The 20,029-nt window shown below is 64.2% G+C and carries 19 protein-coding genes; 11 read left to right on the top strand and 8 right to left on the bottom strand.

The window, feature by feature from the left end; translation table 11 throughout:
- The first annotated feature begins 63 nt into the window (after positions 1–63).
- The gene (locus M1E17_RS16005) at positions 64–996 is read left to right on the top strand and encodes a cytochrome b/b6 domain-containing protein (RefSeq protein WP_457962953.1); all 933 of its coding nucleotides are present in this window, start codon (positions 64–66) and stop codon (positions 994–996) included.
- A gap of 148 nt (positions 997–1,144) precedes the next feature.
- Here the strand turns inward: M1E17_RS16005 and M1E17_RS16000 are convergent, their stop codons facing one another.
- Both M1E17_RS16000 and M1E17_RS15995 read right to left on the bottom strand, forming a co-directional pair.
- A complete protein-coding gene (locus M1E17_RS16000; protein WP_457962952.1) occupies positions 1,145–1,939 on the bottom strand; it encodes a PspA/IM30 family protein in 795 nt (264 codons plus the stop codon).
- Between the two features lie 110 nt (positions 1,940–2,049).
- A complete protein-coding gene (locus M1E17_RS15995; protein ID WP_457962951.1) occupies positions 2,050–4,101 on the bottom strand; it encodes a TPM domain-containing protein in 2,052 nt (683 codons plus the stop codon).
- Positions 4,102–4,410: 309 nt separating this feature from the next.
- Here M1E17_RS15995 and M1E17_RS15990 point away from each other — a divergent pair, with 309 nt between their 5' ends.
- The 4 genes from M1E17_RS15990 to M1E17_RS15975 all read left to right on the top strand — a co-directional run bounded on the left by M1E17_RS15990 (position 4,411) and on the right by M1E17_RS15975 (position 9,006).
- Positions 4,411–6,198, top strand: a complete 1,788-nt coding sequence (locus M1E17_RS15990; RefSeq protein WP_457962950.1) for a S1C family serine protease — start codon at positions 4,411–4,413, stop codon at positions 6,196–6,198.
- 260 nt (positions 6,199–6,458) lie between these two features.
- Positions 6,459–7,259: an electron transfer flavoprotein subunit beta/FixA family protein gene (locus M1E17_RS15985; protein WP_457967790.1), complete on the top strand. Its 801-nt coding sequence runs from the start codon at positions 6,459–6,461 to the stop codon at positions 7,257–7,259.
- A gap of 14 nt (positions 7,260–7,273) precedes the next feature.
- The gene (locus tag M1E17_RS15980) at positions 7,274–8,227 is read left to right on the top strand and encodes an electron transfer flavoprotein subunit alpha/FixB family protein (RefSeq protein WP_457962949.1); all 954 of its coding nucleotides are present in this window, start codon (positions 7,274–7,276) and stop codon (positions 8,225–8,227) included.
- A gap of 2 nt (positions 8,228–8,229) precedes the next feature.
- Positions 8,230–9,006 carry a PIG-L deacetylase family protein gene (locus tag M1E17_RS15975; RefSeq protein ID WP_457962948.1) on the top strand — a complete coding sequence of 259 codons (777 nt, stop codon included), beginning with the start codon at positions 8,230–8,232 and terminating at the stop codon, positions 9,004–9,006.
- A gap of 63 nt (positions 9,007–9,069) precedes the next feature.
- On the opposite strand, the gene M1E17_RS15970 is transcribed toward M1E17_RS15975, so the two are convergent.
- From M1E17_RS15970 to M1E17_RS15955, 4 genes are all read right to left on the bottom strand, one after another.
- Positions 9,070–9,939, bottom strand: a complete 870-nt coding sequence (locus tag M1E17_RS15970) for an anti-sigma factor (protein WP_457962947.1) — start codon at positions 9,937–9,939, stop codon at positions 9,070–9,072.
- A gap of 1 nt (position 9,940) precedes the next feature.
- The gene (sigK, locus tag M1E17_RS15965) at positions 9,941–10,549 is read right to left on the bottom strand and encodes an ECF RNA polymerase sigma factor SigK (protein WP_457962946.1); all 609 of its coding nucleotides are present in this window, start codon (positions 10,547–10,549) and stop codon (positions 9,941–9,943) included.
- 232 nt (positions 10,550–10,781) lie between these two features.
- Entirely contained in the window at positions 10,782–11,249 is a 468-nt protein-coding gene (locus M1E17_RS15960; protein ID WP_457962945.1) for a tRNA (cytidine(34)-2'-O)-methyltransferase, read from the bottom strand.
- A gap of 29 nt (positions 11,250–11,278) precedes the next feature.
- A complete protein-coding gene (locus tag M1E17_RS15955; RefSeq protein ID WP_457962944.1) occupies positions 11,279–12,244 on the bottom strand; it encodes a J domain-containing protein in 966 nt (321 codons plus the stop codon).
- A 249-nt stretch (positions 12,245–12,493) separates the two neighbouring features.
- Here M1E17_RS15955 and M1E17_RS15950 point away from each other — a divergent pair, with 249 nt between their 5' ends.
- The gene (locus M1E17_RS15950; RefSeq protein WP_457962943.1) at positions 12,494–13,168 is read left to right on the top strand and encodes a hypothetical protein; all 675 of its coding nucleotides are present in this window, start codon (positions 12,494–12,496) and stop codon (positions 13,166–13,168) included.
- A 52-nt stretch (positions 13,169–13,220) separates the two neighbouring features.
- On the opposite strand, the gene M1E17_RS15945 is transcribed toward M1E17_RS15950, so the two are convergent.
- Entirely contained in the window at positions 13,221–13,661 is a 441-nt protein-coding gene (locus M1E17_RS15945; protein WP_457962942.1) for a hypothetical protein, read from the bottom strand.
- A 115-nt stretch (positions 13,662–13,776) separates the two neighbouring features.
- Here M1E17_RS15945 and M1E17_RS15940 point away from each other — a divergent pair, with 115 nt between their 5' ends.
- Both M1E17_RS15940 and M1E17_RS15935 read left to right on the top strand, forming a co-directional pair.
- Complete coding sequence (locus M1E17_RS15940; protein ID WP_457962941.1) at positions 13,777–14,412, top strand: helix-turn-helix transcriptional regulator; 636 nt, start codon at positions 13,777–13,779, stop codon at positions 14,410–14,412.
- A gap of 111 nt (positions 14,413–14,523) precedes the next feature.
- Positions 14,524–15,756 carry a cysteine desulfurase family protein gene (locus tag M1E17_RS15935; RefSeq protein ID WP_457962940.1) on the top strand — a complete coding sequence of 411 codons (1,233 nt, stop codon included), beginning with the start codon at positions 14,524–14,526 and terminating at the stop codon, positions 15,754–15,756.
- Here the strand turns inward: M1E17_RS15935 and M1E17_RS15930 are convergent.
- A complete protein-coding gene (locus tag M1E17_RS15930) occupies positions 15,732–16,985 on the bottom strand; it encodes an NAD(P)/FAD-dependent oxidoreductase (RefSeq protein WP_457962939.1) in 1,254 nt (417 codons plus the stop codon). The two genes, M1E17_RS15935 and M1E17_RS15930, sit on opposite strands and share 25 nt — an antisense overlap.
- A gap of 227 nt (positions 16,986–17,212) precedes the next feature.
- On the opposite strand from M1E17_RS15930, the gene mnmA reads away from it, so the two are divergent.
- The 3 genes from mnmA to M1E17_RS15915 all read left to right on the top strand — a co-directional run bounded on the left by mnmA (position 17,213) and on the right by M1E17_RS15915 (position 19,998).
- Positions 17,213–18,343 carry a tRNA 2-thiouridine(34) synthase MnmA gene (mnmA, locus tag M1E17_RS15925; RefSeq protein ID WP_457967788.1) on the top strand — a complete coding sequence of 377 codons (1,131 nt, stop codon included), beginning with the start codon at positions 17,213–17,215 and terminating at the stop codon, positions 18,341–18,343.
- Between the two features lie 123 nt (positions 18,344–18,466).
- On the top strand, positions 18,467–18,928 hold the full coding sequence (locus M1E17_RS15920) for a chorismate mutase (protein WP_457962938.1): 462 nt from the start codon (positions 18,467–18,469) through the stop codon (positions 18,926–18,928).
- A 44-nt stretch (positions 18,929–18,972) separates the two neighbouring features.
- Positions 18,973–19,998 carry a hypothetical protein gene (locus M1E17_RS15915; protein WP_457967787.1) on the top strand — a complete coding sequence of 342 codons (1,026 nt, stop codon included), beginning with the start codon at positions 18,973–18,975 and terminating at the stop codon, positions 19,996–19,998.
- Positions 19,999–20,029: the final 31 nt, after the last annotated feature.

Here is a 20,029-nt window from a genome sequence, read left to right as displayed (position 1 = left end):
TCTCTTTCGCAGAGCCTCACGTTTTGAGCGCTGGTTAATCATTCTCGAAAGGAATGTTGTTCGATGTCCACACCCACGAAGAAGTCCGGTCCCGCGACTGGCAAGCGGTCAAGGCTCTACTGGGGTGTGCCCGCTGCTTTCGTGGCATTGGTGCTGGTGGTCCTGCTTGCCAGGTGGATAACCGGGCTGGCTCCTGTCGCTTCCTTTATCGCTGACTATCCCGGGCATTCCAATCTTCCTGAGGGTGCACCTGTGGGCTTTCCCGCCTGGCTGGCATGGCAACACTTCCTCAACGCCTTCTTCCTGCTGCTGATCATCCGCACTGGCTGGCAGGTGCGCACCACCACGCGCCCCAGCGGCCACTGGACGCGCAATAACAAGGGCCTGATCAAGACCAAGAACCCGCCGACCAAGATCACACTTGAACTCTGGTTCCACCTGACGCTGGATGCGCTGTGGATCCTTAACGGAATTGTCTTCGCGATCCTGCTTTTCGCGACCGGACAGTGGATGCGAATCGTGCCCACCAGCTGGGATGTCTTCCCGAATGCCCTGTCGGCAGCCCTTCAGTACGCCTCCCTGAACTGGCCCACGGAGAACGGCTGGGTGAACTACAACGCACTCCAGCTGCTCACCTATTTCGCCACGGTCTTCATCGCCGCACCGCTTGCCTTTATCTCCGGCATCCGGACGTCCTCTGCGTGGCCCAAAAAGGCCACTGCCCTGAACAAGGCCTATCCGATCGAGCTGGCGCGTGCCATCCATTTCCCGGTCATGATCTACTTTGCGGCGTTCATCGTCGTGCATGTGTTCCTGGTGCTGGCAACGGGGGCCCTGCGCAACCTGAACCACATGTACGGCGGAAGCGACGACGCCGGCTGGGTTGGGTTCTGGGTGTTTGTCGCCTCGGTGGCAGTCATGGTGGCCGCTTGGTTCCTGGCCCGGCCCATTTTCCTTCGCCCCATCGCTTCGCTGATGGGCAAAGTCAGCCGCTGACCGGCCTCCAAACTGGTCGCGTGCCGTTCTGTGGGTCTGCACAGTAAAGCCCGGGGTTCTTATGAACCCCGGGCTTTCGCATTCTTCCTGTGGACGCTCACGCGCCTTTGCCGGCTGCTCCCTGTATCACGGGCTGCCCCTAGCGCGTTTAGAGCTTGTCGAAGTCCGCTTCCTCCACTGTTGATTCTGAACCTGCTGCAGCACTGGAAGCGCCAATGGCGGGCTTGGAGGTGCCGCCGGACTTCAGCGCGGCCAGGCGGGCTTCAATCTCAACCTGCTCGCCAAGGTCCTCGAGCTGGTTGAACTGGGCGTCCAGGCTTGACGCAGCAAGTTCCTGCTGACCCCGCACCTTCGCCTCTTCGCGGCGGATCTTCTCTTCGAAGCGGCCTACCTCGCTGGTGGGATCCATAAAGTCGATGCTCTTAATCGCATCGTGGACCTGCGACTGGGCTGCGGCAGTCTTGGAACGGGCCACAAGTTCATTTCGCTTGCTGGTGAGCTCGTTGAGCTTGCCCTTCATCTGGTCCAGGCCGGTTTTCAGCTTGTCCACTACCTCCCGCTGCGAGGAGATGCTCGGCTCGGCACCCTTTGCCTCGTTCTCGGCAGACATCTGACGCTGGAGTGCCACCTTGGCAAGGTTGTCGAACTTCTCGGCGTCGGCAGTATGCCCTGTACTGCGGTACTCGTCAGCCTTACGCGAGGCTGCGAGGGCCTTGTTGCCCCAGTCGCGCGCGTTCTTGATGTCCTCGTTGTAGTCATCCTCAAGCATGCGCAGGTTGCCGATGGTCTGCGCGACGGCGGATTCAGCCTCCGCGATGTTGTTGGTGTAGTCCCGGACCATCTGATCCAGCATCTTCTGTGGATCCTCAGCATTGTCCAGCACAGAGTTGATGTTTGCCTTTGCAAGCTGCGCGATGCGGCCGAAAATGGACTGCTTAACCATGGTGTTACCTTTCGTCCTGCTCAGTGGTGGCCACTGATATCAGTGAACAGTTGTTGTACCGCTTCTATCCGCCTTGCCCAGGTGCTGGCAGGCGCTTAGTCATTGCGAGATCAGAAACTTCCCGAGTCGCCGCCGCCGAAGTCGCCCCCGCCGAAGTCACCTCCACCGAAGCCGCCGCCGGAGTCTCCGCCCCAGCCACCGCCGTCGCTGTGGCCACCGCCCCATCCGCCACCGCCGCCGCCGTTGAGGATGGAGTTGATCAGGATGCCGCCAAGGATGGCACCGCCCAGGCCGCCGCCTCCGCCACCGCCGAACATGCCACCGCCGCCGTAGCCCTGGTTGGCGTAGCCACCAAAGTTATCAACGTCGGCCTGGGCAAGCTGCGCGGCCTGCGCTGCAAGGGCGTGGGCCTGCTGTGCATAAGTGAGTGCGGTCACGGGGTCGTTGCGTGAGATGGACAGAGCGTAGTCGAGGTTGCGCTGCGATTCGGCCAGGCGGGTTCGGGCTTCCGTCCCCACCCCGCCACGGCGCGCCGTGATGTAATCTGAGGTTGCGCTGATCTGTGCCTGCGCCGCCATGATGGTCTGCTGCAGCGCGGCCTGGGCCCGCCTGGCCTGTTCCTGCTGGTCCCGGATTCCGGTCAGGGCCTGGTCCAGGGCCTGGTGGGCTGTTTCCACACGGTCCAAGGTAGCGAGTGGATCGATCTTGCCGCCCTGGATCTCAGCCTTTACCTGGCTCAGGGCAGTTTCAACCCGTGCCACCGGGCCGGCCAGTTCGGGGTGGGCGCCGGACTGGATCATCGCCTTGGCCTGCGCAAGGTCCTGGGATGTCTCGACGACGGCAGCCTCAAGGCCGCTGCGTGCCTCATCCAGGCTTGCCGAGACTTTGGCGATGGCGTCCAGCAGGACGTTCGTCTGGTGCAGGCTCTCCTCGGACGCGCGGACTGCGACAGCTGCAAGGCTGGCCTCGCCCTCGGCGAGTTTCTCCTGAGCCGCGGCCGTGGCATTCTGCACAAAGGCCAAACGTTCCTTAGCCTGCGTGATGTTGTCCGACACTTGGGCAAGGGCGCTGTCCGCGTACTTGGAGCGGAGCATCGTCAGCGACTGCTCGGCGCTGGCGATCTTGGCATCAGCTTCACGCGCTCCTCCGTTAACGGCGGCCAGGGCCTGCGGGGCGTTTTTCTCCAGTTCCCGAAGGGAATCGAAGTCAGCCTTCTGCTCCTGGAGCGAGGCCAGGGCGGCCTCCGACCGGCGGATGATTTCACCCAGCCAGCTGCGCTGCTGCTCTTCTGTGTCGGGAATGTGGTCGTCCAGCTGCTGCTGCAGTTTGAAGGACTCGGACATGTGTCCCTTGGCTTCCGCCAGCGCCTTGGTGAAGTTTCCGACGGCGGAATCGCCGTACTGGGCCTGGGCGAACATCAGCTCCTGCTCGCTGGACTTGATCGCATCATCGGCTTCGATGAGCAGGGAGCCGCTCTTGCGGCGGAGCTCCTCCACGCTGAGCGAAGCGAGTGGGTCCAGTTCAGCACCCTGCGGGCCGTAGCTGGCGCTGGAAGCCTGGCCGGCTTTCTTCCGCTTGTTGCGGAAGTACAGGTAGGCTCCGGCCCCTCCCGCGGCTACTACTCCGGCACCGACGAGGACTGCGGTGCCCGCACCATCCCCGGAAGAAACATTGCCGCTGCCGCCGGAGGCCGCATCCCCGACCGCCAGTGCGGTGTCAATGGCTGCTTGGGCAAAATCCCTCTTGCCGCCCCCCAAGTTAGCGACAACGGCATTTTGGCTGATAGCGGCGGTCTTCGAAGAAATCGGGCTGGCTGAGTTAGGGGAAAAATAGTACTTGCCGTCGTCGGACATCGCGAGGATCACGTCTGCCCGGCCCATGCCCTTGGTCGTGGCGACGGTTTGCGACCATTCTTTGGGGTCGGCAGGATCTGTAAAGGAGTCCACAGTCACGACGTACAAGTTGTACTTGTGATCCTTGAGAAGCTTCTGCACTGCCTCCTGAACCTCGCCCTTGCGGGAGCCCAGAACGTTGGCGTTATCTACGACGTTCGTTCCGGAGGGGATGGTCACCGGTGGCTCAGCCCAGGCCGCGGCCGCGGGGGCCGCCAACAACCCTGTCAGGCCAATAACGGCGAGTGTACGTTTGAACTTTGACAGCATGTGCAACCCTTCAGCACGCCTGACACCAATTCGGGACGAATCAGTCGTCTCAGAATGCACAGCGCCCCCACGCGTGGTGTAAAGCCGCAGGTCGCTGTGGCATTTCCTTTTGATTCTATGGTGCACCTATTGGAGCGTCCACAGCGCCGAATATGCCAGCAGCGAAAAGCATCCCGGCGGCCTCCAAAGCATCCCGGCAGCCTCCCGGGCGGCTCGCAAATCTTCGTTCAGGAAGCTCCCAGCAAACGTCCGACCTAGTTCCAGCCGTGGGGTCCATAGTTAATACAGACGAGGATGAAAGGAAGTCCAATGACTGAGAACCCAACACCGGGTGCAGCGCCTGAGAACCGGAATCCGGGCAGGCACGACGCACCGGAGCAGCCGGAGGCCCGGGACGGGAACAACGCTGAGCCGTCGACTGAACCAACCTTGACTGATCCCACCCTGACTGATCCCACCCCGGGAACTGCGGCAGACAACGGGCCCAAGCTGCAGGACACGGCGATGCGCTCCAACGGGAACCAGCCCCATGACGACCTTCCTGCAGGTCAGGACAGACGCAGCGATTCGACCGAGAGGCTTGACCGGCCCCAGGACGGCTGGAACTCCACTCAGCCGCTGGCCTCTGCCCCCCAGCCTCAGTACCCTCCCCGTCAGCCGTTCTATGGCCAACAGAACCCCGGCCAAGAGAAGCCTGGCCAGCCGAATTACGGCCAGCACAGTCAGGGCGGGCAGAACACGGGTCAACAGCCTTACGTCCAGCAGCATGCGGGCCAGTACCACGCCGGCCAGCAGTACGCACAGCATGCTGCGCACTCGGCCGGACCTGGCGGCTTTGCCGGCGGCCCGGGCGGCATCGCCAGCGCGTCCAATCCGGCCAATGCGCCGCGCCGGAAGGCCAGCTTCGGCGTCGGCACCCTGGTTGCCAGCATCCTGGCGGCAGGCCTGGTGGGCGGCGGCGTAGCCACTGTTGGGTCAAGCAGCCTCTTCAATCCGGGCTCGTCGTCGGGAGTGAGCAACAGCAGCCAGGCTGCGCCGGTCATCGTGAACAACAGGGACGACGTGAACGCCATCACGGCAGCGGCCTTGAAGGCTACTCCCAGCGTGGTAACCATCAGCGCCAGCAGTGGCAGTGCCGGCGGTACGGGATCGGGCATCATCCTTGATGATGAGGGCCACATTTTGACGAACACCCATGTGGTCACCCTGGATGGACAGACAGCTGATGCAGCTCTGGAGATCCGCACCAGCGACGGCAGGGTCCTCAGCGCCAAGCTGGTTGGTACAGACCCGCTGTCCGACCTTGCGGTCATCAAGGTTGACGACGCCTCGGGCCTGACTGCCGCCACCCTGGGAGATTCCTCCAAGCTAAATGTTGGAGATACGGCGATCGCCATCGGTTCTCCGCTGGGGCTCACCGGGACAGTGACTGACGGCATCGTGTCAACGCTCAACCGGACCATCAGCGTTGCATCTTCCGCAGCCCCAAAAAACGGCGACGATTCCCAGAGCGACGACGAGGGCGGATTCCAGTTCGCGCCGCCGGACGGCGGGCAGGGCCAGGCCAGGCCAGGCCAGGGCTCCATCTCCATCAACGTCATCCAGACTGACGCGGCAATCAATCCCGGCAACTCCGGCGGCGCCCTGGTCAACACCAAGGGCGAGATCATCGGCGTGAACGTGGCAATCGCCTCGGCAGGCTCCTCAGCGTCATCCACAAGCGGCAACATCGGAGTAGGCTTCAGCATCCCGATCAACCACGCCAAGCGGGTGGCCCAGGAGATCATCGATACAGGCAAGGCCTCCCATGGCCAGTTGGGCGTCAGTGTGAAGGACAAGTCCTCGTCCGGCTCCGCTTCCGGTTTCTCGGTGGGCGCAGACGTGGCAACCGTTGAAGCGGGTTCCCCTGCAGCCAACGCGGGGATCAAAGTGGGGGACGTGGTCACCAAGTTCAATGATCTGGCCATCAGCGACCCCAACCAGTTGACGGCAGCCGTGCGTGAGCAGGCGGCCGGCGCCAAGGTGAAAATCACCATCCTCCGGAACGGCCAGGAACAGACGCTGGACGTCACGCTGGGTACGGCGGCCGAGCAGTAACAGCGGAAACGGAACCTCACAAGAAGGAAGTTCCGACGACGGCGGAGGCCACCCGAAACGGTGCCTCCGCCGTCGTCGTCTGTGCGTGGTGGATTGCCGGGCGGCCGGCGCCTGACACAGGCGTTAACGCAGGCGGTGCCGGAGCGCGCCTATATGGTTAGCTAGGAGCTACCCGTACCCCGGGCGTTCCGCGGCCATGACCTCACCCGGCTGGCTATCCACAAGCATGGAAGGCTGCTGTAAATACAGTGGAGAAGACATTGAAGATCATCGTCCTGGTCAAGCATGTACCGGACGCCCAGTTTGACCGTCACCTCAACGGGGAGGGCTACACCACCGACCGTGACGAAAGCATCCTGTCCGAGCTGGACGAGTACGCCCTCGAGGCTGCACTGCAGCTGGCCGAAGCCCGCGGCGGAGGCAAGGCCGGCAATCAGGTCATCGCCCTCAGCATGGGACCGTCGGGGGCAGTGAACGCCGTAAAGAAGTCACTGCAGATGGGCGCCACCGAAGGCGTGCACCTCACAGACGACGCGCTCGCCGGCTCGGATGCCGCAGCCACATCGCTGGCGATCGCCGCCGCAATCCGCCACCTAAGCGCTGACGCACCCGTTGACCTTGTCCTCACGGGCATGGCTTCCACCGATGGTGAAACGTCGCTGGTGCCCGCACAGCTGGCAGAGCGCCTGGGCCTTCCCCAGGTGACCTTCGCATCTTCCCTTGAGGTCGACGGCGGCCGGCTCACCGCCCGCCGCGACGCCGATACCTACTCGGAGACCGTAGAGGCACCGCTGCCTGCCGTGGTGTCCGTAACCGACCAGATCAACGAGCCCCGTTACCCCAACTTCAAGGGCATCATCGCCGCCAAACGCAAGACCATCACCACCCTCTCGCTGTCGGACATCGGAGTGGATCCCGCGCAGGTGGGCCACTCCGGGTCATGGACCAGAGTGACGTCTGCGGAGGAACGCCCGCCGCGCACCGCAGGAACCATCATCACGGACGAGGGCGACGCCGGCATCAAGCTCGTCGACTTCCTGGCCGCCCAGAAGCTGCTCTAAGAGGGATCACAGACATGGCAAACGTACTTGTATTCATTGACAACCCGGGCGATGCCCTGAAGAAGAGCAGCCTGGAACTCCTGACGCTTGGGCGCTCCCTCGGGGAGACCATAGTCGCGTTGAACGGCGAGCTTCACGATGGCGTCGCCGCCACGCTCGCCGAGTATGGGGCAGCCAAAATTCTGCGGCCATCCGCCCAGGACCTTGACGACTACCTCGTGGCTCCCAAGGCTGCCTACCTTGCGGCCGCCGTCGCTGAAACGGGTGCCGGCACCGTCCTCCTGGACAACTCGCCGGAGGGCAAGGAAATTGCCGCCCGGCTGGGAATCCGGCTGAATGCAGGCGTTATCACCGATGTTGTGGCAGTTGACGCCGACGGGACCGCTCATAAATCCGTGCTGGCAGGCTCCTACAACACGGCAGCGAAGGTTACCACCGCCGTGTCGGTGCTGACGGTGAAAGCCAACAATGTGACACCCGAACCGGCGCCCGCTCCCACTGCCCCGGAAACCGTCATCGTTGAGGTTCCGGCTGACAGCACTGCTGCAGCGGCCCGCGTCACCGAACGCCGGCAGAAGGTTGCCAGCGGCCGCCCGGACCTGACTGATGCGCGGATCGTGGTGGCCGGCGGACGTGGCCTGGACGGCGATTTCGGTCCTGTGGAACAGCTGGCCGATGCCCTGGGCGCTGCCGTGGGAGCTTCCCGTGCGGCCACCGATGCAGGCTGGATCAGCCATGACGCCCAGGTGGGCCAGACGGGCAAGACTGTCTCGCCCCAGCTCTACATTTCCGCCGGCATTTCCGGAGCGATCCAGCAGAAGGCCGGCATGCAGACGGCCAAGGTCATCGTGGCGGTGAACAAGGATGCAGAATCACCGGTCTTCGAGATCGCCGATTTTGGCATTATCGGGGATCTGTTTGACGTCCTTCCCCAGGCCACGGAAGAGATCAAACGGCGAAAAGGCTGACCTTGACTGATCGCAAGGCTTCGCAGAGCCCGTTCAACCCGGCAATTCACCGGGTTGGGCGGGTGCTCTGTTTCGCGGCCCATCCTGACGACATCGACTTTGGCGCCGCTGGCACCATCGCTGCCTGGACGGCGGCCGGTGTACAGGTCAGCTACTGCATCATGACCGACGGCGACGCCGGCGGCTTCGATCCTGACCACCGGGCCCGGATCATCGCCATGAGGGCCTCCGAACAGGAGCGCGCCGCAGCATTGGTTGGTGTCACGGACATCCACTATTTGCACGAACGCGACGGGTACCTGGAGCCGAACCACCAGGTGATGCGTGGTGTCGTGAAGCTGATCCGCGAAATCCGGCCGGACGTTGTGCTTTCCATGCACCCCGAGCGGAACTGGAACCGGATCCAGAAGAGCCACCCGGACCATCTCGCGGTGGGGGAGGCCGTCACCCGCGCCGTCTACCCCGCCGTGGAAAACCCTTTCGCCTACCCTGAGCTTGCGGAAAGCGGACTGGCAGCCTATAAGTTGCCCTGGCTCTGGCTGTATGCAGGGCCGGAGGAACGGGAAAACCACTTTGTTGATGTCACGGACCATGTGGGCAGCAAGCTTGAGGCCATCCACGTGCACGTCAGCCAGCATCCGGATGTGGCTGCCATGGAAGCGGCCGTCAAGGATGGGATGATCGCCGGTGCCAGGCGCGCCGGCCTGCCCGATGGCCGAAGTGCTGAGGCCTTCCACGTCGTGGCGGTCAACGGTCCGGGGACCATCGCCGGCTTCTAGTTGCGGGTCCACCTCAAAGCCCTGCCTGTTCACGGCTTTGAGGTGGTAAACACCGCGCAGGTGTCAGGCGCCCAGCTCGGCAGTGGCCACTGTGGGGGAGGTCGGGACGCCTGAGCCGCCGGCGGGTTCCACCGTAATGCCCAGTGCCGTGGCGGACGTGATTCCCTTCACGACTGCGGGCTTGGACAGTGCCTCTTCGTCCATCAGGCCCTGGGAGACGGGTGCCGAGCCGTCTTTGGGAATCAGCCACATCTGGTACACCTTGCCTGCCGGAGGTGCCGGTACGCCGTTCATCTTGACTACAGCTGCATCCTTGGAGGACGAGATCAACAGTGTGGCCGTCCCACCGCCGGAAACGTCAACGGAGGCTTCGCGGACATCCTCAGCCCGGACCACCTGGTTCAGCGGATCATTTTGGTCGGCAATGTACGCACCGACGCCCACCCCGCCCAGCGCCAGGAACGCCGCGGCGGCAATGCCCGCAAGCCAGCGGCGTGGCCCGGCCATCCGGCGTCGTTCTTCCCGGCGTTGCCTTGCAGCAGACAGTTCATCGCTAACCGCGGCGCCGTCCGCCACCGCGGGCGGCGGCGGAGCACTAATGCCAAAAGGGGCGGGTGTTTGCGCCGGCTGTTGCTGGGCCGGCAACTGCGAAACGATGCGCGTGAAGAGATCCGCGGGAGGGTCCTCCTCGGCCGTAAAGGTGACCGCCAGGGCTTCCCTGGCTTGGCGGACCCGTTCCTGGAAGGCGCTGCGCTCATCCTCGGGGGCGGCGTCGATGTACTGCTCAATGGCTGAGCGTTCGTCCTGGGTCAGGGCGTCCAGCGCATACAACTCGGCCAAATCCACCGCCCGCCCCGAGGCCAGGTCAGTGGCAACGGTATCCCCGAACGAGCCCGGGCGCCGGGCGCCGTCGTGATTGTTCATTTCTCTCATCTCAACTCACCCCCAGACATGTCTTCAAGCGGATCAGTCCATCGCGGATGCGGGACTTGATGGTAGGCACTGCGGCGTTCAGGCGCTCCGCGACCTCCCGGTATGTGAGGCCGCCGTAGTAGGCGAGCCGGACGGATTCCTGCTGTGTATCGGTAAGCGTTTCGAGGCATCGGACCACCGCCTCGGCTTCCAGTTTGCTGCCCACTTCATCAGAGACGGAGTCGTGATCGATGTCCTGAGTACTGGCCCCATACCGGGCCTCCCGGTCTGTTGCCGACTGCGACGAGCGCACTTTATCCACAGCCCGCCTATGCGCGATGGTCATCAGCCACGAGAGCGGACTCCCGGCCTCCGCATTAAACTTTGCCGCGTTTTGCCAGACCTGGATGAAGACCTCCTGTGTGGTGTCCTCGCTGAGTTCGGCATCGATCAGGACCCGCCGGGCCATACCGAAGACCCGGCGCGACGTCAGCTGGTAGAAGTCCGCGAACGCCTGCTGGTCTCCCTCGGCGATACGTCCGATCAGCCCGGCGAGGCGCTGGCTGACGTCAGCCGGCGATTCGGTGACGGCGGCCGGAGCCTCGAAGTTTGGTGCGTTGGGAGTTTCCATCACTAACAAGCATAGGTCTCGGGACGGCGACGCAATGGCGCCCTGGCCGGTATCGCCGCCCACAGCTGTGAATCCCTGGGGGCCTGTGCCCCGTCCCGCCTCCAGTGGGGTCACCTGTCGCTCCTCGCCGACCATCGAATGTTCTCAAGAGGGATTCGGAACTAAGGCGGGTCCGGATGGGTGACGGCGAGGAAATACCGCGCGGCCTGCGCCAGGTACTGCCGGCCTGCCGTCAGGTCTGCGCGCCCGCGAAACCCTGCTGGCGCCAGGCTTCGTAGACCGCGATGGAAGCGGCATTGGCAAGATTCAGCGACCGCAGTGACGGGAGCATCGGGAGCCGGACAGTGGCGGTGACATGCGAATCCCGCTTGAGGTGCTCCGGGAGCCCCACGGACTCCTGGCCGAACATGAGGACATCGCCGGGACGGTATTCTATGTCCGTGTAGCTCGCCTGCCCGTCGGACGTAAACGCGTACACGCGGTCCGGGTCTAGGTGCCGCCAGGCATCCTCGATCGTTTTGTGGACGGTGACCACGGCAAGGTCGTGGTAATCGAGACCAGCCCGGCGGAGTTTGGCATCTGAAAAATCAAAGCCAAGGGGTTCCACCAGGTGCAGCTCGGCGCCGGTGATGGCCGCCAGCCGGATGGCGTTGCCGGTGTTGCCGGGGATTTCGGGTGCATGGAAGAGGATACGGAACACCGTCCAATCCTAGTCAACAGGCCAGGCAGTCAGTGCATGCCCCGCAAAAGCCGAGCCAATACGGGCACGTTGACGGTGTTCGGCGCGGGACCGGAGGAAAGGAACTGCTTGAGGCCGCGGACCAGTCCGGCCGCGTTGACCACCTGGACGATCTCGTGGCTGCTGCCGGAACGCCGGTGGCGATCGATGACGGGCTCATGCAGGTTCCCGTCGGGGCTGTGGATGACTGTCCAGCCGGTGACGTTCAACTCTGGAAAGATCTCCTGCATGGCCCGCACCACGTGGGCCAGTTGCGGCGGGGCGATGGAGCGTCCGCCGTGGTGCAGGGCCTGCCCGTCCCAGGCGTAGGCGCCCTTGGGCAGGAGCATGGAACCGATGATGGCAAGCCGGTAGCCGGAAAGGAGGGCGTGGTCGATGTGGCTGTTGTCCGCCGGTGACTGCAGCCCGTTGATCAGGCGTGCCGCTGGAATTGCGGGCAGAACCTGCCGGCTGATGAGCTGCACGGTGCGCATCTCACGCTGGATCCGTGCCTCGGCCCCAAAGATGCCCCGTTTTCGCGGAATCCCATGGACCTGCTGGCTTGCCTGGCTGAGGGGTATCAGCGGGACGGTTCCCGCAGCATCAAACGCCGCCGCGTCAAAGGGCGGGACGTAGACCGGTGCATCACCGGCGGTGTTGCGCGGAGTATTGGGACGGTGGACGGTGGCCGAGGCATGACTGCCTGCCGCCGGGGCGTCGAAGTGCGGCCCCGAACCCTCGCCGCCGGAACCGTTGCCGGCTGTTCCCGCGGCATAGGAGCGGTCGTAGGCACTTCTGCGTTTGGGGTCGATAAGGGTTTCATACGCTGCCGTCACGCGGCGGAAGGCGGCGGCGTCGCCGCCATGATCGGGATGGGCCTTGCGGGCCGCCCGGCGGTAGGCCACCTTGATCTCCTTGTCGGTGGCTGTCACGGCGACGCGGAGCACCTGGTAGTGGGAGCTGCTGCTCTCGGTCAAGCACTCATCCTTTTGTTGATCTGGCCAGTCCACTTCAGGCAGCCCGGTGAGCCAAGTTTAACGGCCTGCCCAGACAACGACTGTGGCTGTCCCGGCGGTTCCCGGATCAAATCCTGGTGTGCTGGGTACTCTTTCCAGCAGGGGAAGCGGAGAACTGCAGGGGTCCCTTCGCATGCTGGTCCGGCTGGCGCCTAGACTCTTGGGTGATGACGGCCGTCGTGCGGCCATGGGGGAGCAGGAAGTATTGGGGTGGAAGTGAAGGCACGGTCTGCAGCTGTGGTGGTGGTTGGTTCGCTGTTTTCGGCAGCAGCATTGACGGGGTGCAGCATTGACGTCCCCGATCCGGCCGCCCCGAAGACGGAGCAGACGGCGCCGGCCCTGGCCACTCCCACCATCACTCCTGGCCACGACGCGGCGGCGGTAGCGGCCAAAGACATGACGTTTGCTGCGGGCACCACGCTGGCGAAGGGTGTTCCGGTGGGGATCTCTGACGGACTGAAGGAAGCGCCGGGCTGGACGCAGGTCAAGGAAAACGCGGCTGGTGAGAGCCAGTACCTCAAGGCCGATGGCTGCCTCGTGGCCACCAAGGTCCGTATCGACCAGACGCCGCTGGTCCTGGCTGATGACCGGGCCTCCACCGCAGGCCTCTTCGAGTACTTGGACCCAAGCATCCTGCCCGAATACCTCAAGACAGAAACCCTCCGCTGGGGCGGTGAACCTGACAAACAAGGACCAAAGGTGGAGGTGCTGGCCCTTGAACAGCCAGCACCTCCGGGGGGAAAAGCCACAGCCATCATGGCAAGGCTCTTCGGCACTGCCGGTTCCTCCGTCTACCTTTCGGTCTCATGCCCCGACGCCGCGGCGCTCGCGGCTGCCCGTGCAGAGGCCTCCCAGCGGCTACTGATCGTCCCGCCGTCAAACTAGTGCCGCCGTCGCAATAGCCCTACGGTTACCGCGCCAGGGTCATCGCGCTGGGTCAGCGGCGCCAGAGCTTGCGGCCCTGGCCGCGGGTGCCGGCGGGGGACAGCCGGTTCAGGGCCAATGCTCCAACGAGCAGACCGAAGTCCCGAAGCGCCACATCGTAGAAGCTGCCCAGGATCAGCAGGTTAACGATGATGCCGAGCAGCCAGACGGCCACCAAGAGGGAACCGAACCGCGGGCGGACCGCCACCGCGATGCCGGCGATGATTTCCACAACCCCGACGACGTACATGAACGTCTGCGCAGGCAGCGGCACCACTGACGTCGCCACGGGGGCGAGGTACATAGTCCAGTCGGTGAGGAGGTTGGTGAACTTGTCCAGCCCAAAAAGTATGGGCGCGACGGTAAAAACGGTACGCAGCAGCAGGAAGGCTTGCCGTGCCGGTTCCATCGCCGGCGTTTGGCTGACTGTCCGTGCTGCAGGGTTGGTTTTCATGACGAACTCCTTCTAAAAGTAGGTTTCTCTATTTTAGAAACGAGTCCATAATTAAGCAAGAGAAGTTGTTTTTAGAGGAAGGGTTCCGATGGGCAGACTTTCGTGGATGCGCCGTATGGCGGCAGTTGCATCGCTGGGCGATGACAAACGCCGGCAGCTGTTTGAATTAGTGGCTTCCTCCGCCGGGGCCGTGGGGCGCGATGAAGCCGCACTTGCCCTCGGACTGCCCCGAAGTACGGCGTCCTTCCATCTGGACCGGCTGGTCCAGGACGGGCTGTTGTCTGTCGAGTTCCAGAAGCCGGCAGGAAAAGCAGGCCCGGGCTCCGGCCGCCCGGCGAAAATGTATCGGACGGCTGCGCGGGAGGTAGGGGCCTTCGTCCCGGACCGCAACTACGACCTCGCGGGGGAGTTAATGGCCACCGCCATCGAGGAGTCTGTCGCAGCCGGGAGCTCCGTCCACGATTCGCTGGTGGCCACTTCCTACCGCAAGGGCAAGGCAATGGCGGAGGGCAGCGGAAGCCTGGAAGAGTTCCTCGCGGGGGAGGGCTATCAGCCTGCACCTGACGGAGAAGGCGGCTTCGTCCTGGTCAACTGCCCGTTCCATCGGCTCTCCGAGGGCCATGCCGCGGTGGTCTGTGCCATGAACGGAGCCTTCCTGACCGGCGCAGCTGCAGGCTGCGGGGATTCGGAGGAACGTGTGACGGCAAATAGCGTGCCCGGCCAATGCTGCGCCAGGATTACCCCGCCGTGATCTGCATCGGCGCCGGGGCCGCATCAGCCGGTGCCGTTCGGCTCCGCTGGCGAAGGCTCAGCTCACAGGTGATGCCAGGACCGCACCCGGGAACGCGGCTAGAATTGATGGGTGCCCGTCTACCTGGATCATGCAGCAACCACGCCTCTCTCCGCCGAGGCGCTGGCAGCTCTAACGCGGGAACTCGCCCGCACGGGCAACCCATCCTCACTCCACGGCTCGGGCCGCCGGGCGCGCCGTTCCGTCGAGGACGCCCGGGAAACCATTGCCGCGGCCGCCGGCGCCCACCCCTCAGAAGTCATCTTCACTTCCGGCGGAACCGAAGCGGACAACCTTGCCGTCAAGGGCCTCTTCTGGTCCAGGTCCGGTGAAGATTCCTCCCGGCGCCGCATCCTCTGCTCCGCCATCGAACACCCGGCCGTGCTGGATACGGTGGAATGGCTGGAGCGCCATGAGGGCGCCGTGGTCACCTGGCTGCCTGTGGACGCCGACGGCGTGGTGGACCTGGAAGTTCTCAGGTCCGAGCTGGAAAGGGAACCGGGAACGGTCGCTCTCGTGACGGTCATGTGGGCAAATAACGAAGTGGGCACCATCCAGCCGGTGCACAGGATCGTGGAGCTGGCCCACGTGGCGGGGGTGCCCGTCCATTCGGACGCGGTGCAGGCTTTCGGTTCCTTGCCCGTTGACTTCAAGGGCTCGGGCCTTGACGCCATGTCCATTTCCGGACACAAGATTGGCGGCCCTGTGGGGGTCGGCGCCCTGCTGCTGGGACGTGCGGTGAAACTCACCCCGGTGCAACACGGCGGGGGCCAGGAGCGGGATGTGCGTTCCGGGACACTGGACACCGCATCCATTGCCGCCTTTGCAGCGGCGGCGCAGACAGTCACCGCGAACCTGGCAACAGAGTCGGCCCGGATCTCCAAACTGCGGGACAGCCTGATTGAGGGTGTCCGGGGCAGCATCCCGGAGGTGGTCCTGCGCGGGGCCCCGGCGGAGGGGCGGCTTCCCGGCAATGCACACTTCACGTTCCCGGGCTGTGAAGGGGATTCACTGCTGTTCCTGCTGGACCTGGCAGGAGTGGAATCGTCCACCGGATCTGCCTGCACAGCCGGAGTTCCACGGCCATCCCACGTTCTGCTGGCCATGGGTTTGGATGAAGAGACGGCCCGCGGCGCCCAGAGGTTCACCCTCGGTCATGCATCAACCCCGGCGGATGTCGACGCCCTGCTGGCAGCCCTTCCCAACGCTTATGAGCGGGCGCAGCAGGCGGGCATGGCGGGGCGCGAATCCTCGATCCAGACGGCAGGTACGGTGGCCCGTCAGGCCTCCGGCAGCAGCATCTGATCCAAGCCCACCGAGGCGTCCGCCAGCCGTTCCCGAGCCACCTGGAGGCGGCCCGTGATGAGGGCCTTGATGACCTTCTGCGCCGGGCCTGACGTGCGGGGCCAGTTGACACTCATTCCGGCTACCACCCGGGAGTCTCGCTGCCAGAACGCGATGAATTCCTTGGCCTCCAGCGAACCCCGGATCACCGGTTTCGTGCCGGTGGCCAGATCGGGGAATCCCGAGTACTCCATGCTGACGTCGAACTGGTCAGTATAGAAATAGGGGATGGCGCTGTGAACCGCATCCAGGCCCAGCATCGCCCGGGCTGCCACCTTGCCGCCGGTCAGGGCATTGGACCAATGCTCGCTGCGGTAGTGCTGGCCAGTGAAAGGATGCAGGGCGTTGGCAACATCGCCCGCCGCGAAAATGCCGGTCACGCTGGTCCGCAGGGACTCATCGGTGAGTATGCCGTTCTCCACTTTCAGCCCCGCGGTGTGCGCGAGTCCGACGTCGGGTACAACCCCCACTGCAATCACCACAACATCGGCGGGGAGGACTTCACCGCTGTCGGTGACCACTGCCGAGACGGCGCCGTCAGTGCCCGTGAGTTCATGGGCTGATGCCGGAAGCCTGAAGTTCACGCCATGGGCTTGGTGGAGGGAGCGGAAGAAGCCGCCCAACTCGGGGCCAATGGCGGCGGCCAGCGGAACGTCTTCCCGGCCGAGCAGCGTGACGTTGTTGCCATAAGTCGCCGCGGCGGCTGCCAGTTCCATGCCTATCCAGCCGGAGCCGATCATCACCACGTTTTTTCCGCCCTGGTCCAGGAGCTGCCGCAGCCGGCGGCTGTCATCGAGGGTGCGGAACGTGGTGACCCCTGAGAACTCGCTCCCCGGCAGCGGAATGGTGCGGGGGACCGCACCGGTGGCGAGCAGCAGAGACTGGTACGGCAGTGATGTTCCGTCGTTAAGCTGCACCGTGCCTGCGTCCGGACGTATGCCGGTGACTGACACGCCAAGGCGCAGGTCGACGTCGTTCTCCGCGTACCAGCCCGGCGGCACCACAGCAGCTTTGTCTTCGCCTTCCTTGCCCAGCAGGTAGTCCTTCGACAGCGGCGGGCGGATGTAGGGGTTGTGGCGCTCGCTGCCAACCAGGATGACCGGGCCCGTGTGACCTTCGGAACGCAGGGTCCGTGCTGCCGTGGCACCGGCAAGCCCGGCACCAACGATCACCATATGCTCCTCGGTCATGTCCGCTCGATTCCCGCGTGCAGCGTGCTGTGTTTCTAAAACTACTATTCCTGACTTTAGAAGCTTCTGTGGATGCAGTCAATGCCTTTTGGGCAGCATTCGGCGTGGCGATAGAATGGAGCCGCTGGCATTGTGCTAATCCTGCCTGCCGCCGACCCGAACGGCGGCAGCCTGCCGGCGAACACCTCCAAATCCTAGAGAAAGCCAGCATGCGAGTTCTAGCAGCCATGAGCGGCGGAGTCGATTCCGCCGTAGCCGCAGCACGTGCCGTTGAAGCCGGACACGACGTCGTCGGCGTTCACCTTGCGTTGTCACGGATGCCTGGCACCCTCCGGACAGGCAGCCGCGGCTGCTGCACCATCGAGGATTCACGGGATGCCTGGCGCGCCTGCGACGTCTTGGGAATCCCCTACTACGTCTGGGATTTCTCCGAGCGGTTCAAGGAAGACGTAGTCCAGGACTTCATTGACGAGTACGCCGCTGGCCGTACTCCCAACCCCTGCATGCGCTGCAACGAGCGGATCAAGTTCGCCGCGCTGCTGGAAAAGGCCATAGCACTCGGATTTGATGCCGTCTGCACGGGCCACTATGCCAAGGTGATCACGGACGGGGCAGGAAACCCCGAGCTGCACCGTGCCGCCGACTGGGCAAAGGACCAGAGCTACGTCCTGGGAGTACTCACCCACGAACAGCTCAGACATTCAATGTTCCCGCTGGCAGACACCCCGTCCAAGGCAGAGGTTCGAGCCGAAGCCGAGCGCCGTGGCCTCTCCGTGGCCAACAAGCCTGACAGCCACGACATCTGCTTCATCCCGGATGGCGACACCGCCGGTTGGCTGGCCGAGAAGATCGACATGACCACCGGTGACATCGTGGATGAGACCGGCACGAAAGTGGGAGAGCATCCGGGGGCAAACGCCTTTACTGTTGGCCAGCGCCGCGGCCTGAAGCTCGGAACGCCTGCCTCTGACGGCAAGCCCCGATTTGTGCTGGAGATCCGGCCGAAGGAAAACAAGGTTGTGGTGGGGCCCGAAGCCCTGCTGGCCATTGACGAGATCCGTGGGATCAAGGTGTCCTGGGCCGGACTGCCCATCGCCGAGGTGGAAACGGGCGCAGAGTTCGACTGCCATGCCCAGGTGCGTGCGCACGGCGACCCCGTTCCGGCCACGGCACGAATGGTGCCTCCAGCAGACTCAGGAGCAGCAACAGAAGGTGTGGCGAAGCAGCTGCTGGTTACGCTGACCAACCCGCTCCGGGGCGTGGCTCCCGGACAGACTGTGGTCCTCTACCAGGGCACCCGGGTGCTGGGACAGGCAACCATCGACGCCGCCCGCTCATTGCAGCGCGCTGAGCTCTAAGGGCTGGCTGACACCGCCGGCTTAACCTTGTGGCCCCTGACATCGTCCATGAACGATGTTGGTACGGAGCAACGCCCCGCCACTGAACCGGCGGGGCGTCCCTCCTGCCCATAGACTTGGATCATGACGCAGCACAACCATGACGTTCCTGACACCGAAGCCTACGACGCCGGGGCCAGCTCGCTGGCAGGCCAGGTGGATAATTCGGTAATGGCGGAACTGCTGTCCATCCGCTCCAGCATCGACAACATCGATGCCACCTTGGTGTTCCTCCTGGCGGAACGGTTCAAGGCCACCCAAAAAGTGGGCTTCCTGAAGGCAGCCCACCGCCTTCCTGCAGGAGACCCTGGCCGTGAAACCGCGCAAATAGCCAGGCTCCGCCGGCTTGCTGAGGAAGCACACCTTGACCCGGCGTTTGCCGAGAAATTCCTGAACTTCATCATCGGCGAGGTCATTCGCCATCATGAAGCCATCGCCGAAGACCATGAGGCCGCCGCGGGGAGGCAGGACGCAGAACAGGACGCGTCCCAGGCATCCCAGGGCTCGGCAGTATCTCCCGGCCCGCAAGCCTCCGCCGTAGCGTGAGGGTGAACAGCCGCCAGGAGCCGGAGCGGGACCTGCCACATGATCTGAAGGCGCCGCCGTCGGAGGTCACTGCCACCGGCTTGGGCTCCTGGCCGGGGGAGGACCCCTTAGAAGCCGCCCGTATCATCCGTGGTGAACTCGGCAGCCCGCACATGCCCTACCTCGCCGAACTGCCGGACCGCGGCGTGGGTTCCGATGCTGTGGGGCGGACGGCTTCACTCCTGGTGGAGATGGCGGTTGACGTCCAACCTAATGGCTGGCGCCTCGTTGACCGCCCCGGCAAGGACTATCGGCGCGCTGCATCCGCGCTGTCCACAGACATCAATGTCCTGGCGGACGTTGCCGGCGCCGAGGAAAGGCCAGCATCGGAAATCAAGGTGCAGTTGCTGGGGCCCCTTAGCCTCGCCGCCGGACTGCACCTCCACAACGGAGAACGGGCCCTCATCGATTATGGGGCCCGCCGTGACGTGGCGGAGTCACTGGCTGCCGGGGTCGGATCGTACCTGGCACGTGTTTCATCGGCAGTCCCCGGTGCCCGACTGGTGGTCCAGGTGGACGAGCCGGACATCGCCGCCGTCCTCGCCGGCACCATTCCGACATCAAGCGGTTACCGCACGCTGCGCGCGGTAGGAGGACAGGAAGCCATTGAATCCTGGCGCGTGGTGATTGAGTCGCTTCGTGCAGCCGGAGCCGCTGAAATCGCCGTTGCAGTTCCCGAAATTGAGGCACCGTTCGAACGGATCCTTGCTGCCGGGGCTGACGCCATAGCCGTCCCCCTCAAGGCCCTGACCTCCCGCCAGTGGGAGCAGCTTGCCGAAGCCCTGGAAGGCGGAACCCGGCTCTGGGCCGGCGTATTGGATGTTGGCGTGGGCACACTACCCAAGGTGGCCGGCGCAGTGGACTCGGTCTGGCGGCCATGGCACGAACTGGGCCTGCCGGCGTCGACACTCAGTACATTGCGGGTGACACCCTCGGCAGGGCTCGCAGGCCTGACACCGTCAACGGCAACCGCGGTGCTTACCCGATTGACCCAGGTGGTTGACGGGCTGAACCAGGTGGCGCAGGGCTAAAATCGCCAGGCAGGTCTCCTACTAAGGAGAC

Source organism: Arthrobacter sp. D1-29 (assembly GCF_054130585.1).
The sequence above is the reverse complement of the archived record's forward strand: the minus strand, read 5'-3'. Positions and strand labels throughout refer to the sequence as shown.